Origin of the sequence: Paracoccus sp. T5, from assembly GCF_048538155.2 — a bacterium.
Taxonomy (GTDB): domain Bacteria; phylum Pseudomonadota; class Alphaproteobacteria; order Rhodobacterales; family Rhodobacteraceae; genus Paracoccus.
In genome coordinates this window covers 2,565,751-2,579,108 of sequence record NZ_CM135809.1, presented here as the reverse complement: position 1 = coordinate 2,579,108, position 13,358 = coordinate 2,565,751, and the positions used below count along the sequence as shown (strand labels likewise).

Annotated in this window: 13 protein-coding genes; 7 read left to right on the top strand and 6 right to left on the bottom strand. The window is 68.0% G+C overall.

Features of this window, described 5'->3' with window-relative positions; translation table 11 throughout:
• The first annotated feature begins 8 nt into the window (after positions 1-8).
• From ACNR9W_RS12640 to ACNR9W_RS12630, 3 genes are read left to right on the top strand one after another with little or no spacing between them, the layout of a single operon-like run.
• Complete coding sequence (locus tag ACNR9W_RS12640) at positions 9-881, top strand: F0F1 ATP synthase subunit gamma (protein ID WP_419269026.1); 873 nt, start codon at positions 9-11, stop codon at positions 879-881.
• A 21-nt stretch (positions 882-902) separates the two neighbouring features.
• The gene (gene atpD / locus ACNR9W_RS12635; protein ID WP_419269024.1) at positions 903-2,327 is read left to right on the top strand and encodes a F0F1 ATP synthase subunit beta; all 1,425 of its coding nucleotides are present in this window, start codon (positions 903-905) and stop codon (positions 2,325-2,327) included.
• Positions 2,328-2,336: 9 nt separating this feature from the next.
• Entirely contained in the window at positions 2,337-2,786 is a 450-nt protein-coding gene (locus ACNR9W_RS12630; protein WP_419269023.1) for a F0F1 ATP synthase subunit epsilon, read from the top strand.
• 134 nt (positions 2,787-2,920) lie between these two features.
• On the opposite strand, the gene ACNR9W_RS12625 is transcribed toward ACNR9W_RS12630, so the two are convergent.
• Positions 2,921-3,697, bottom strand: a complete 777-nt coding sequence (locus ACNR9W_RS12625) for an alpha/beta fold hydrolase (protein WP_419269022.1) — start codon at positions 3,695-3,697, stop codon at positions 2,921-2,923.
• A complete protein-coding gene (locus ACNR9W_RS12620) occupies positions 3,694-4,293 on the bottom strand; it encodes a 2-hydroxychromene-2-carboxylate isomerase (protein ID WP_419269021.1) in 600 nt (199 codons plus the stop codon). Before ACNR9W_RS12620 ends, ACNR9W_RS12625 begins: the two co-directional genes overlap by 4 nt.
• 84 nt (positions 4,294-4,377) lie before the next feature.
• On the opposite strand from ACNR9W_RS12620, the gene ACNR9W_RS12615 reads away from it, so the two are divergent.
• Positions 4,378-5,397, top strand: a complete 1,020-nt coding sequence (locus ACNR9W_RS12615) for a ribose-phosphate pyrophosphokinase (protein WP_419269019.1) — start codon at positions 4,378-4,380, stop codon at positions 5,395-5,397.
• A 109-nt stretch (positions 5,398-5,506) separates the two neighbouring features.
• Here the strand turns inward: ACNR9W_RS12615 and purD are convergent, their stop codons facing one another.
• Complete coding sequence (gene purD / locus ACNR9W_RS12610) at positions 5,507-6,763, bottom strand: phosphoribosylamine--glycine ligase (RefSeq protein WP_419269018.1); 1,257 nt, start codon at positions 6,761-6,763, stop codon at positions 5,507-5,509.
• 62 nt (positions 6,764-6,825) lie between these two features.
• Between purD and xseA the strand changes: the two genes are divergently transcribed.
• A complete protein-coding gene (gene xseA, locus ACNR9W_RS12605) occupies positions 6,826-8,409 on the top strand; it encodes an exodeoxyribonuclease VII large subunit (protein WP_458478497.1) in 1,584 nt (527 codons plus the stop codon).
• Positions 8,410-8,412: 3 nt separating this feature from the next.
• On the opposite strand, the gene ACNR9W_RS12600 is transcribed toward xseA, so the two are convergent.
• Positions 8,413-9,612, bottom strand: a complete 1,200-nt coding sequence (locus ACNR9W_RS12600) for an MFS transporter (RefSeq protein WP_419269004.1) — start codon at positions 9,610-9,612, stop codon at positions 8,413-8,415.
• Positions 9,613-9,620: 8 nt separating this feature from the next.
• Positions 9,621-10,265, bottom strand: a complete 645-nt coding sequence (locus ACNR9W_RS12595) for a bifunctional 4-hydroxy-2-oxoglutarate aldolase/2-dehydro-3-deoxy-phosphogluconate aldolase (protein WP_419269003.1) — start codon at positions 10,263-10,265, stop codon at positions 9,621-9,623.
• A 268-nt stretch (positions 10,266-10,533) separates the two neighbouring features.
• Between ACNR9W_RS12595 and rpsB the strand changes: the two genes are divergently transcribed.
• Together rpsB and tsf are read left to right on the top strand one after the other, a co-directional pair.
• Positions 10,534-11,316, top strand: coding sequence for a 30S ribosomal protein S2 (gene rpsB / locus ACNR9W_RS12590; protein WP_419269002.1), 783 nt, complete (start codon positions 10,534-10,536; stop codon positions 11,314-11,316).
• An 84-nt stretch (positions 11,317-11,400) separates the two neighbouring features.
• On the top strand, positions 11,401-12,279 hold the full coding sequence (gene tsf, locus ACNR9W_RS12585; protein ID WP_419269001.1) for a translation elongation factor Ts: 879 nt from the start codon (positions 11,401-11,403) through the stop codon (positions 12,277-12,279).
• A 199-nt stretch (positions 12,280-12,478) separates the two neighbouring features.
• On the opposite strand, the gene ACNR9W_RS12580 is transcribed toward tsf, so the two are convergent.
• A complete protein-coding gene (locus tag ACNR9W_RS12580; RefSeq protein ID WP_419269000.1) occupies positions 12,479-13,219 on the bottom strand; it encodes a helix-turn-helix transcriptional regulator in 741 nt (246 codons plus the stop codon).
• Positions 13,220-13,358 lie beyond the last annotated feature (139 nt).

The following is a 13,358-nucleotide window of genomic DNA, read 5'->3' as shown; positions in this document are numbered from 1 at the left end:
GGGAATAGATGCCCAGTCTCAAGGATCTCAAGAACCGGATCGGAAGCGTCAAGAACACGCGGAAGATCACCAAGGCGATGCAGATGGTCGCCGCCGCCAAGCTGCGCCGTGCGCAGGAGGCGGCGGAAGCCGCGCGCCCCTATGCCGACCGCATGGCGGCCGTCATGGCCGGCCTGACCGCGAATGCGGCGGGCCAGTCGGGCGCGCCCCGTCTGCTGGCCGGGACGGGCGGCGATCAGCGTCACCTGCTGGTGGTCATGACCGCCGAGCGCGGCCTGGCCGGCGGCTTCAACAGCTCGATCGTCAAGCTGGCCCGCCAGCATGCCGAGCGGCTGCGCGGCCAAGGCAAGGACGTGGCGATCCTGACCGTCGGCAAGAAGGGCCGCGAGCAGCTCAAGCGTGATTACGGCAGCCTGTTCGTGCATCACGTCGATCTGTCCGAGGTCAAGCGCGTGGGCTATGACAATGCCCGCGCCATCACCGACGAGGTTCTGGCCCGCTTCGATGCCGGCGATTTCGACGTGGCGACGATCTTCTACAACCGCTTCGAGTCGGTGATCAGCCAGATCCCGACCGCCAAGCAGGTCATCCCTGCCGAAGTGCCCGAGGGCGCGGCGCCGGTGAATTCGCTCTATGAATACGAGCCCGGCGAGGAAGAGCTGCTGACCGACCTGCTGCCGCGGTCGGTCGCGACGCAGATCTTTGCGGCGCTTCTGGAAAATGCGGCGTCCGAACAGGGCGCGCGGATGAGTGCCATGGACAACGCCACGCGCAACGCGGGCGACATGATCGACCGACTGACGACCGAGTACAACCGCTCGCGTCAGGCTGCGATCACCAAGGAACTCATCGAAATCATTTCGGGCGCCGAGGCGCTCTGACCGTAACGCAGAGGTGACAACATGGCAGAGGCCACTGGTAAAATCACGCAGGTGATCGGCGCCGTCGTCGACGTGCAGTTCGACAGCCACCTTCCGGCGATCCTGAACGCGCTGGAAACCCACAACAACGGCAAGAAGCTGGTGCTGGAAGTTGCCCAGCACCTGGGCGAGAACACCGTCCGCACCATCGCCATGGACTCGACCGAAGGCCTGGTCCGCGGCGAGCCCGTCAGCGACACCGGCGGCCCGATCACGGTGCCGGTGGGCGACGTGACCCTGGGACGCATCCTGAACGTCGTCGGCGAGCCCGTGGACGAGGGCGCCGCCCTGGCCGCCAGCGACATGCGCGCCATCCACCAGCAGGCCCCCGACTTCGCCGCGCAGGCGACCAGCTCGGAGATCCTGGTGACCGGCATCAAGGTCATCGACCTGCTGGCCCCCTATTCCAAGGGCGGCAAGATCGGCCTCTTCGGCGGCGCCGGCGTGGGCAAGACCGTTCTGATCATGGAACTGATCAACAACATCGCCAAGGTGCACTCGGGTTACTCGGTGTTCGCGGGCGTTGGCGAACGGACCCGCGAGGGCAACGACCTTTACCACGAGATGGTGGAATCGGGCGTGATCGTCCCCGACAACCTGTCGGAGTCGAAAGTGGCGCTGGTCTACGGCCAGATGAACGAGCCGCCGGGAGCCCGCATGCGCGTCGCCCTGACCGGCCTGACCTTGGCCGAGCAGTTCCGCGACGCTTCGGGCACGGACGTGCTGTTCTTCGTGGACAACATCTTCCGCTTCACCCAGGCCGGTTCGGAAGTGTCGGCCCTGCTGGGCCGCATCCCCTCCGCCGTGGGTTACCAGCCGACGCTGGCCACCGACATGGGCGCGATGCAGGAACGCATCACCTCGACCAAGAACGGCTCGATCACCTCGATCCAGGCCGTCTACGTTCCGGCCGACGACCTGACCGACCCGGCGCCCGCCACGACCTTCGCCCACCTGGACGCCACGACGGTTCTGTCGCGTGCGATCTCGGAACTGGGCATCTACCCGGCCGTGGACCCGCTGGACTCGAACAGCCGTATCCTCGACCCGGCCGTTGTCGGCGAAGAGCATTACCAAGTGGCGCGCGACGTGCAGGGCATCCTGCAGAAGTACAAGTCGCTGCAGGACATCATCGCGATCCTGGGCATGGACGAGCTGTCGGAAGACGACAAGCTGACCGTGTCGCGGGCCCGCAAGATCCAGCGCTTCCTGTCGCAGCCTTTCGACGTGGCCAAGGTCTTCACCGGTTCGGACGGGATCCAGGTCCCGCTGGAAAAGACCATCGCCTCGTTCAAGGCGGTCGTGGCCGGTGAATATGACCACCTGCCGGAATCGGCCTTCTACATGGTCGGTGACATCGAGGACGTGAAGGCCAAGGCACAGCGTCTCGCGGCCGAAGCCGCGTAAGGGGGCACCATGGCCGATACGATGCAGTTCGACCTCGTGTCGCCGGAACGGAGCCTCGCCTCCGTTCCCGTGCGCGAGGTGCGCCTGCCGGGCAATGACGGCGATCTGACCGCCATGCCCGGCCATGCGCCCGCGATCGTGACCCTGCGTCCCGGCATGGTCGTGCTGGTCGGGGCCGATGGCACCACGCGCGAATTCGCCGTCACCGGCGGCTTTGCCGAGATCAATGCCGACAGCGTCAGCCTGCTGGCCGAACGCGGACACCCGCGCGAGGAGATCACGCAGGAGGTCTTCAACGACATGATGAAGGACGCCCATCGCGCCCATCGCAGCGCGACCGACCGTCGCGAACATGTCGGCGAAGAGGTCGTCACCGCGGCCGTCAAGCTGTTGGGCGACATGCAGGCGCTTGGTACCCATATCGGACTGGACCCGAACCAGTCCACGGTTCCCGACTGATCGACCCGATCCGGTCTTGATAAAGCCCCGGTGTTTCGCCGGGGCTTTTCCTTAGTGCGGTCACCGGACCTGATGCTGGCGCGGCGGGCGTCGCCGAACGGCCGCGGGTGTCGGGTATTGCCCGGCAGCGTCCGTCAGCTGCGCTCCAGGTTGACGGCGATCAGGCCTGCAAGCTGCTTCGGATGCGTCAGGGGCAGCATGTGCCCTGCACCGGGCACGGTGGCGCGCCCGACATCCGGCAGCCGGGCCGCCAGCGCATCCGAAATCGCATGGATCACCCGCGGGCTCTCTGCCCCCGCGATCAGCAGGACCGGGGCATCGACCTGCTCCAGCCCGCCGTCGCGCAGGATGCGGGCGCTGTCGTCGCGCAGCGCGGGGCCGGTGTCCGCCACCAGGCGGATCTGCCGCGTCATCTGCATCTGGATCGGCGCGGGCAGCGCCGCCCAGTCCTGGTCGCCCCAGACCGACAGGAAACCCTGCGCCGCCTCTTCTGCATGACCATCTGCCAGTGCCGCCTGCATCCGCGCGTCCAGCGCATCCTGGGCCGCATCCGGTGCGGCGGCGAACAGCACCGGCTCGATCAGGGTCAGGCTGCGCACCGCCTCGGGGGCGGCCACCGCGATGCGCAACGCGACCGTGGCGCCAAAGCTGTGGCCGATCAGGTCCAGCGGCCGCTCGATGAAGCTTCCGGCGATGCGCGTGACGGCGGTGTGATAGTCGGGACCGTCCGCGCCGGGTTGCCAGTCACCGCTTCGCCCGTGTCCCGGCAGGTCGAAGGCGCGCAAATCCACCTGGCCCCCAAGCGCCTCGGCGATCGGCCCCCAGCTGCTGCCGCTGCCCAGCATGCAATGCAGCGCCAGCGCCGGACGATCGGGATCGCCCGGCCAATGCCGAAGGTGGACGCCGCTCATAGGGTGGCCAGGTGGCGGTCCAAGAAGTCCAGCCGGTCCTGGCCCCAGAAGCGCTGCCCGCTGTCGCGCACGACATAGAAGGGTGCGCCGAAGGCGCCGTCGGCGACCGCCTGTTCCAGGTTGCGGCCATAGGTTTCCGCGCCCACGAACAGGCCCTTGTCGGCCAGGGCAGGATCGAAGCCATGCGCCGCCAGGATCTCGCGGATGACGCCGTCGTCGCTGATGTCGCGCTCCTCGGCCCAGACCGCCCGCAGGAAGCCCTGCACCAGCCCCCCCAGATCGCCGCCGCCCGCCTGCTGGGCCGCAATGACCGCATAGGAGGACGGAGCCATGTTCACCGGCCAATGGGCGGGCTTGAGGTTCAGGGGCATGCCCAGATGCTCGGCCCATCGCGGCAATTCCTGCGCGCGATACTCCATCCGGCTGGCATGGCGGTCCGCCGGGCGGATGCCGCCCGTGCGGTCGAAGAGCTGCATCAGGTCCACGGGCTTGTAAGTGATCTGCGCGCCGTGCCGATCGGCGATCTTTTCCAGGCGATCGCCCGCCAGATAGCTGAACGGGCTGATCGTGCCGAGATAATAGTCGATATGCGCCATGCTGCGGTCCTTCTGGTTTGCCCGCAGGCTAGCCCGGTGCTAAGGCATCCGCAATCTGACGCAACCCCCCAAAGGCCCCGATCCATGCCCGTCATGACCGAACCCAAGCTGATTTCCGGAAACGCCAACCGTCCCCTGGCGCAGTCCATCGCGCGGCGCATGTCCATGCATCGCGGCATGAGCGTCAGCCTTCTGGACGCCCGCGTCGAGCGGTTCAACGACCAGGAGATCTTCGTCGAGGTCTACGAGAACGTCCGCGGCGAGGACATGTACATCATTCAGCCGACCTCGAACCCCGCCAATGACAACCTGATGGAGCTGTTGGTCATCACCGATGCGCTGCGCCGGTCCTCGGCCTCGCGGATCACGGCGGTGATCCCCTATTTCGGCTACGCCCGCCAGGATCGCCGGGCCAAGGCCCGCACGCCCATCAGCGCCAAGCTGGTGGCGAACCTGCTGACGCAGGCGGGCGTGGACCGGGTCCTGACGCTGGACCTGCATGCCGCCCAGATCCAGGGCTTCTTCGACGTGCCGGTGGACAACCTCTATGCGGCGCCGGTCTTTGCGCTGGATGTGCAGCACCATTTCAAGGGCCGGATGAACGACCTGATGGTGGTCTCGCCGGACGTGGGGGGCGTCGCGCGGGCCCGCGAACTGGCGACCCGGATCGGCGCGCCCCTGTCGATCGTGGACAAGCGCCGCGAAAAGGCCGGCGAAGTGGCCGAGATGACCGTGATCGGCGACGTGGCCGGCAAGGCCTGCATCATCGTGGACGACATCTGCGACACGGCCGGCACGCTGTGCAAGGCGGCGCAGGTCCTGACCGACAACGGCGCGACCGAGGTTCATGCCTATATCACCCATGGCGTGTTGTCGGGCCCAGCGGTGGAGCGCGTGGCGAAGTCGGTCATGAAGTCGCTGGTGATCACCGATTCGATCCAGCCCACCGAGGCCGTGCGGAACGCGCCCAACATCCGCATCGTGCCCACCGCGCCGATGTTCACGCAGGCGATCCTGAACATCTGGAACGGCACCTCGGTCAGCAGCCTGTTCGAAACGGACACGCTGCTGCCGATCTACGAGGGGCTTTATTCGACCAGTTGACGGTCGCGCGGAGCAATTGGTCCGGGTGCCTCCGGCGGGGGTATTTCCGACAACGAAGAAACGACAAAGGGACCGGCGGGCGAGGGCGCGCCGGTCCTTTTCATGCGGACTAGAGCGCGCGCCAGCCGATGTCGCGGCGGCAGAAGCCCTGCGGCCAGTCGATCGCGTCGACCAGCTGATAGGCGCGCTGATGCGCCTCGGCCAGGGTGGCGCCGCGTCCGGTGCAGGCCAGAACCCGACCGCCCGTGGCGACGATCGCGCCGTCCTTCAGGTCCGTGCCGGCGTGGTAGGTCATCTGGAAGCTGGTCTCGGGCAGCGCGTCCAGGCCCCTGATCGGCGTGCCCTTCACGTAGCTGCCGGGATAGCCCTCGGCGGCCATGACCACGGTCAGGGCATGGTCGTCGGCCCATGTGACCGGAACATCCGCCAGGCGCCCCTCGGCGCAGGCCAGAAGCAGGTCCAGGGCCTGCCCCCCAAGCCGCATCATCAGCACCTGGCATTCCGGGTCGCCGAAGCGGACGTTGTATTCGACCAGGCGGGCCTGGCCGTCCGCGATCATCAGCCCGGCATAAAGTACCCCTTGGAAGGGCATGCCGCGCCGCGCCATCTCGGCGATGGTCGGGCGCACGATCCGCGCCATCACCTGGTCCTGCAGCTCGGGTGTCAGCACCGGGGCGGGGCTGTAGGCGCCCATTCCGCCGGTATTAGGTCCGGTATCGCCGTCGCCCACGCGCTTGTGGTCCTGGGCGGTGCCGATGGGCAGGCAGTCGGTGCCGTCGCTGAGGATGAAGAAGCTGGCCTCTTCGCCGGCCATGAACTCCTCGACCACCAGCGACATGTCTCCGAATTCGCCGTCGAAGATCGCGTCGATGGCGGCATGGGCCTGTTCGACCGTCTCGGCCACGGTGACGCCCTTGCCGGCGGCCAACCCGTCGGCCTTGATCACGATGGGTGCGCCCTGGGCGGTGACATGGTCGCGGGCGGGCGCGGCGGCGGCGAAGCGTGCCCAGCCTGCGGTGGGGGCCCCGCAGGCATCACAGATCTCTTTGGTGAAGGTCTTGGAGGCTTCCAGCTGCGCGGCGGCCTGGCTGGGACCAAAGACGAGGAAGCCCGCATTGCGAAGCGCGTCCGACACCCCGGCGGCCAGCGGCGCCTCGGGGCCGATGATGACGAAGTCGATGGCGTTTTCTTGGGCGAATTCCAGAACATCCGCGCGCGACAGGACATCCAGCGCGGCGCATTCCGCAACCCCTGCAATCCCGGCATTGCCCGGCGCCACGATCAGCCGGTCGCATTTCGGGTTCTGCCGGATGGCCCAGGCCAGCGCATGTTCGCGCCCGCCGCCGCCCAGGATCAGGATATTCATCTGCCGCCCTTTCGCTTGACCTTGCGGCGTTCTAGTCTGGCGCGGACAAGGGAACAAGCCGCATGGACCTTCTGGACGACGACCCCGAAACCGACCCGCCCGCGGGCAGCAATGCGCATGAATTCACGGTCTCCGAGTTGTCGGGCGCCGTCAAGCGCAGCATCGAGGACCAGTTCGGCCGCGTTCGCGTGCGGGCCGAGGTCGGGCGCGTGTCGCGGCCTGGTTCGGGGCATCTCTATTTCGACCTCAAGGACGACCGCGCCTGCCTGGCGGCGGTGACTTGGAAGGGGCAGGCCGCGCGGCTGATCCAAGCCCCCGAGGAGGGGATGGAGGTCATCGCGACCGGCCGGCTGACGACCTTTCCCGGCCAGTCCAAGTACCAGATGATCGTCGACCAGATCGAGCCTGCCGGGGCCGGTGCGCTGATGGCGATGCTGGAAAAGCGCAAGAAGGCCCTGGCGGCCGAGGGGCTGTTCGATCCTGACCGCAAGCGGGCCTTGCCGTTCCTGCCAAGGGTGATCGGCGTCGTGACCTCGCCCTCGGGGGCGGTGATCCGCGACATCCTGCACCGGCTGCGCGACCGCTTTCCGACCCGCGTGGTGATCTGGCCCGTGGCGGTGCAGGGGCAGGCCTGTGCGGCGCAGGTGTCGGCCGCCATCCAAGGGTTCAACGCACTGCCGCAGGGCGGGGCGATCCCGCGGCCCGACCTGATCATCGTGGCGCGCGGCGGCGGCAGCCTGGAGGATCTGTGGGGCTTCAACGAGGAAATCGTGGTGCGGGCTGCGGCGGCCAGCACCATCCCGCTGATCTCGGCCGTGGGGCATGAGACGGACACCACGCTGATCGACTTTGCCTCGGACCGCCGCGCACCGACGCCCACCGCCGCCGCCGAAATGGCCGTGCCGGTCCGGGCCGACCTGGCGGCGCGGCTGGCCGAAAGCGGGGCGCGCATGGCGCGCTGCAACGCGCAGGCGATCCAGCGCCCGCGCCAGCGGCTGCGCGATCTGGCCCGCGCCTTGGGCCGCCCGGCGGCCCTGACCGAGGGCGCGCGTCAGCGCCTCGACCTGCGCGGCGCGCGGCTGGAGCCGGCGCTGCGCCAGCTGGTCCGCAGCCGCCACCAGCAGTTGGCCTCGCGCCCCATGCCGGCCGCGACGCTGCGCCAGTTCACCGCTGCCAAGCGGCACGGGCTGGAGCGGCTGGAAAGCCGCCTGGACCTTGCGGGCCGGCGCCGGACGGAACGTCCCCGTGACCGGCTGGTGCAGATCCAGGAACGGCTGGATGCGTCGCTGAAGCGCGTGACGGCCTCCACGCGGCGCGCGATCACCCAGCAGGCGGCACGGCTGACGGAACTGCACCAGCGTCTGGACGCGGCGCTACGGCGGGGACAGGGCCAGCGCCGGCAGACCCTGGCGCGGCTGGACCGGATGCGCCAGTCGCTTGGCCCCGAGGAAACACTGGCCCGTGGCTTTGTCATCGTGCGTGGCCCGGAGGACAAGGTCATCACCTCGGCCGATGCGGCGGGGCAGGCGGCGCGGCTGGAGCTGCAATTCGCGGGCGACCGCCGGGTCGCGGTGCAGCCCGAAACCGCGCCCGCCCGGCCCAAGCGGCGCAAGCCCCCTGCGCCCGAGCAGAAGACGCTGATCTGAGGCTCAGGCCTCTTTCGGGCGCATCACCAGCCAGATCAGCGCACCGCCGGCCAGCACCAGGAACGGCAGCATCGCCAGGTTGACGGCATTCCACCCGGCCTGCACCGACCCACCCGAGCAGTTCAGCAGCCCGCCAGAGGACAGCGAGGCCAGGAACACCCCGCCAAAGACGATCAGGTCGTTCATGCCCTGGACGCGGCCACGCTCTTCCGGGGCATGGGCGCGGGTCAGCATGGTGGTGGCGCCGATATAGCCAAAGTTCCAGCCGATCCCCAGGAGGATCAGGGCCAGGAAGAACTGCTCCAGCTGGATGCCGGACAGCGCCACGGCCCCGGCCATGGCCAGGATGACCAAGCCCAGGCCCACGATGCGTTCCGCCCCGAAGCGCGCGATCAGATGGCCGGTGAAGAAGCTGGGGGCGAACATGGCCAGGACATGCGCGCTGACGATATTGGCCGCGTCCGAGGCGTGATAGCCGCAACCGACCACCGCCAGCGGCGTCGAGGTCATCACCAGGTTCATCAGCGCATAGGACACCATCCCGCAGATCATCGCGACGATGATCGCCGGGCTGCGCAGGATCTGACCCATCGGCCGTCCGGCGACGACGCCCGCCACCGGCGCAGGCGGCCGCGGAATGTCCAGGAAGGCAAAAAGGAACGGCCCGATCAGGTTCAGGCCGATCACCGCGACATAGGTGGCCAGAAAGGGCACTGCGGTCAGGTCGCTGGTCAGCCGCACCAGCGACGGCCCGATGATCGCCGAGGCAAGCCCCCCGGCCATCACCCAGCTGATCGCGCGGGGGGCGAAATCCTCGGGGGCGGTGTCGGTGGCCGCGAAGCGGTAGAAGCCCTGCGCCGACATGTAGATCCCGGTCAGCAGGGACCCCGCCAGGAATAGCAGGAAGGAATTCTGCCAAATCCCCGTCGCCGACACCGCGGCCCCCAGGGCGCCGGCCAGCACGGCCAGCAGGAAGCCCGCCTGCCGCCCGCGCCGCTGCATGAGGCGGGACAGCGGGCGCGCGGTCAGCGCCGATCCCAGGATGACCAGCGACACGGGCAGCGTCGCAAGGCAGGGATTGGGCGCCAGGATCTGGCCCGCCAGCCCGCCGACGATGAAGACGACCGACATCTGCGCGCCCAGGATCGCCTGCGCCAGCACCAGGATGATGACGTTGCGCCTTGCGCGGGCCAGGTCGGTCATCGCGGTCCCTACCCGCGGGGCAGGGCGGCGGCGGTGCGGGCGCGATCCTCGATCGCCTGCCAGTTCCCGGCGGCGACGTCCGCGTCGGTGACGATCCAGCTGCCGCCCACGCAGATCACGTTGGGCAGCGACAGGTAGCTGCCGGCGTTCTGAGGGGTCACGCCGCCCGTGGGGCAGAAGCTGACGCGGGGCAGGGGACCGGCCAGCGACTTCAGCGCAGGCGCGCCGCCGACGGCCTCGGCCGGAAAGAACTTCAGCATGTCAAAGCCCGCATCGGCCGCCCGCATCACTTCGGACGCCGTGACCACGCCGGGCAGCAGCGGCAGCTCCAGCTCCTCGCAGGCGGCGATCAGGCGGTCGGTCAGGCCCGGAGAGACGGCGAATTTCGCGCCCGCATCCTTGGCGCGTTTGGCGTCGTCGGGCGTCAGCACGGTGCCGGCGCCGACATGGCCGCCCTGAACCCCGCTCATCGCGCGGATCGAATCCAATGCCGCATCGGACCGCAGCGTCACCTCCAGCACCGGAAGGCCGCCGGTGACCAGCGCCCGGGCCAGCCCCTCGGACTGGGCGGCGTCCTTGATCACGATGACCGGGATGACGGGGGCAAGCTGGCACAGGGCCTTGGTCTGCTGCGACTGGATCTGCGGGGTCATGGCGCACCTTCGGACGTGAAAATCGCCCCGAACCTGAACCCAAGACGCGGGTGATGCAAGCCAAAGCGCCATGTTCGCAGCCCCTATGTTACCGCTATCGAACCGGTCCGGTGGCGAAACCGCTTGCATCGACGCCGGGCAGGGGCTATGGCGCGCACACTTCACAGGCAGGGGCGGGCCCTTGCGGGAGACATCCGCAAAAGGTCCACCGGTTGGGGCGTCCGCCCTGAGATCCCCTGCCAAGGCGCAAACCGGAAAGGAACACGTTATGGCGCTTCCCGAATTCTCGCTGCGTCAGCTTCTTGAAGCTGGCGTTCACTATGGCCACCAGACGCAGCGCTGGAACCCCCGCATGGGCGAGTTCATCTATGGCGACCGCAATGGCATCCACATCCTCGACCTGACGCAGACCGTCCCGATGCTGGACCAGGCGCTGCAGGTCGTGCGCGACACCGTCGCCAAGGGCGGCCGCGTCCTGTTCGTCGGCACCAAGCGCCAGGCCCAGAAGGCCATCTCCGAGGCCGCCGAGAAATCGGCCCAGTTCTACATGAACCACCGTTGGCTGGGCGGCACGCTGACCAACTGGAAGACCGTCAGCCAGTCGATCAACCGCCTGAAGGCGATTGACGAGACCATGGCCGGCGGCGCTGATGGCCTGACCAAGAAAGAGCGTCTGCAGCTCGAGCGCGAGCAGGCCAAGCTGCAGGCCAGCCTGGGCGGCATCCGCGACATGGGCGGCCTTCCCGACCTGCTGTTCGTCATCGACGTGAACAAGGAAGACCTGGCCATCCTGGAAGCCAAGAAGCTGGGCATCCCGGTCGTCGCCGTGGTCGATACCAACTGCTCGCCCGAAGGCGTGGACTACATCATCCCGGGCAACGATGACGCGGCCCGCGCGATCGCACTGTACTGCGACCTGGTCAGCCGCGCCGCGCTGGACGGCATGTCGGCCCAGATGGGCGCCGCGGGCGTCGACCTGGGTTCGCTGTCGGATGCCCCGGAAGAGCTGCTGGACGAGCCGGCCGCCGAAGAGGCTGCCGCCGAGGCCTGATCCCTTTCGGATCCGCGATTTCATCGAATTGTCGTCAGGCGGGGATATGCCCCGCCTGACGTGTTGAACACAGAGGAGACGGATATGGCAATCACCGCAGCCATGGTGAAGGAACTGCGCGAGACCACCGGCGCAGGCATGATGGACGCCAAGAAGGCGCTGACCGAAACCGACGGCGACATGGAAGCCGCGGTGGACTGGCTGCGCACCAAGGGTCTGGCCAAGGCCGCCAAGAAATCGGGCCGCGTTGCCGCCGAGGGCCTGGTCGCCGTCGCCGTGAAAGCCGGCAAGGGCGTTGCCGTCGAGGTGAACTCGGAAACCGACTTCGTCGGCAAGAACGAGGAATTCCAGGCCATGGTGCGCAAGATCGCCCAGGCCGCGCTGAACGTCGACGATGTCGAGGCGCTGAAGAACGAGCAGATCGACGGCAAGGCCGTCTCCGAGATCCTGACCGACGCGATCGCCAAAATCGGCGAGAACATGACCCTTCGCCGGATGGTCGTCGTGACCGCGCCGACGGTCGTGCATTACGTCCACAACGCTGCTGCCGACGGCATGGGCAAGATCGGCGTGCTGGTCGGCCTTGAGGGCGGCAACGAGGAGATCGGCCGCCAGATCGCGATGCATGTTGCCGCGACCTCGCCCGCCTCGCTGGGCGAAGCGGACCTGGACCAGTCCCTGGTCGAGCGCGAGAAGCAGGTCCTGACCGAGCAGGCGCGCGAGTCGGGCAAGCCGGACGCGGTCATCGAGAAGATGATCGAGGGCCGCATGAAGAAGTTCTTCGAGGAGGTCACGCTGACCGGCCAGAAGTTCGTCATCAACCCCGACCTGACCGTGGCCGAAGCGGCCAAGGAGCAGGGCGCGACGATCACCGCCTTTGCGCGCGTTGCCGTCGGCGAAGGCATCGAGAAGAAGGAAGAGGATTTCGCAGCCGAGGTCGCCAAGACCCTCAGCGGCGCCTGATTCCCTTTCGCCTCAACGCGAAATGCCGGCCCTGGTGGCCGGCATTTTTCGTTTTGCCCGCTGAGGTTGCAGATCCTGGTGGCGGCGGCGGCCAAGGCAACCGGGCCGCACGCCGCCTGTTCCTGACACTTGCGTGTCACCACTCACGGAACCGGCCGATCTGACGCCAGTGGGACGCCGAGGAAAACGGGGGAAAACCCTACCCCCGCAGGGCGGTGTCGGGGTGGTGCAGTTGGTGGGTGACGTGCGCCTTGAGCACCGCCTGCGGCGTTGTCTCCACCCCCAGCGAGTCGCGGGCCAGCCGCAGGTGCTTTTCGACCGTCGCGGGCGTGATCCCCAGGATGATCGCGATCTCGTCCACGGTCTTGCCGGCCGAGCGCCAGCCCAGGACCTCGCGCTGGCGCGGCGTCAGGGTCGGCGGGAACTGCTGGCGGGCCATCGTGGCCACGCGCATGTGCATGATCCAGGACAGGATGCGCATGTCCCGGCCCGACTGGCGCCAGCGCTGCGCCAGGACCTCGTCATCGGCCCCCTTGTGCGGGTTCAGCAGGACCGCCCCGGCGCTGTGCAGCACCCGTTCGCGCAGGCTGAGGATATGGACCGCGCCAACACCGTGCCGCGCGGCGACCTGCAGCGAGGGTGATGACCACTGCGCCTGAAGTTCGGCCGAGGAAATGTCGCCGTCGTTTTCCAGCACCCACCGGACCCATCCGTCGCTGTCCAGGTCGCGCAGCTGCCGGGCCTCTTCCAGCACCGGCGCGGGGGCGTTGGTCAGGACTACCGGGGGTTCGCGCAAAAGCGAGGCCGGCACGGTCAGCATGAAGCGGGCGGCGTAGAAGGTGTTTTCGAACCCGAACTGCGCGGCCGCTGCCATGAACACGGTTCTGATGTCGGAAAGGGTTCCGGCGGCCAGCAGCTCCTCGATGAATCCTGAAAGCATAAAATGTCGATCTCGAAACGGGGGTCACAATGGTTCATAGGACGTGGCGACGGCGCCTTTGCCAAGCGGAATCTGACCCCGATCCCCTGCGCTGCCGCGCTGTTCAGGTCAAGTCGCGGCCGGTGCTGGACCTTTCGGG

What these genes read in the sequence shown, in the direction of transcription:
- ACNR9W_RS12640 (WP_419269026.1), top strand. Translation starts at nt 9, where the DNA reads ATGCCCAGTCTCAAGGATCTCAAGAACCGGATCGGAAGCGTCAAGAAC.
- atpD (WP_419269024.1), top strand. Translation starts at nt 903, where the DNA reads ATGGCAGAGGCCACTGGTAAAATCACGCAGGTGATCGGCGCCGTCGTC.
- ACNR9W_RS12630 (WP_419269023.1), top strand. Translation starts at nt 2,337, where the DNA reads ATGGCCGATACGATGCAGTTCGACCTCGTGTCGCCGGAACGGAGCCTC.
- ACNR9W_RS12625 (WP_419269022.1), bottom strand. Translation starts at nt 3,697, where the DNA reads ATGAGCGGCGTCCACCTTCGGCATTGGCCGGGCGATCCCGATCGTCCG.
- ACNR9W_RS12620 (WP_419269021.1), bottom strand. Translation starts at nt 4,293, where the DNA reads ATGGCGCATATCGACTATTATCTCGGCACGATCAGCCCGTTCAGCTAT.
- ACNR9W_RS12615 (WP_419269019.1), top strand. Translation starts at nt 4,378, where the DNA reads ATGCCCGTCATGACCGAACCCAAGCTGATTTCCGGAAACGCCAACCGT.
- purD (WP_419269018.1), bottom strand. Translation starts at nt 6,763, where the DNA reads ATGAATATCCTGATCCTGGGCGGCGGCGGGCGCGAACATGCGCTGGCC.
- xseA (WP_458478497.1), top strand. Translation starts at nt 6,826, where the DNA reads ATGGACCTTCTGGACGACGACCCCGAAACCGACCCGCCCGCGGGCAGC.
- ACNR9W_RS12600 (WP_419269004.1), bottom strand. Translation starts at nt 9,612, where the DNA reads ATGACCGACCTGGCCCGCGCAAGGCGCAACGTCATCATCCTGGTGCTG.
- ACNR9W_RS12595 (WP_419269003.1), bottom strand. Translation starts at nt 10,265, where the DNA reads ATGACCCCGCAGATCCAGTCGCAGCAGACCAAGGCCCTGTGCCAGCTT.
- rpsB (WP_419269002.1), top strand. Translation starts at nt 10,534, where the DNA reads ATGGCGCTTCCCGAATTCTCGCTGCGTCAGCTTCTTGAAGCTGGCGTT.
- tsf (WP_419269001.1), top strand. Translation starts at nt 11,401, where the DNA reads ATGGCAATCACCGCAGCCATGGTGAAGGAACTGCGCGAGACCACCGGC.
- ACNR9W_RS12580 (WP_419269000.1), bottom strand. Translation starts at nt 13,219, where the DNA reads ATGCTTTCAGGATTCATCGAGGAGCTGCTGGCCGCCGGAACCCTTTCC.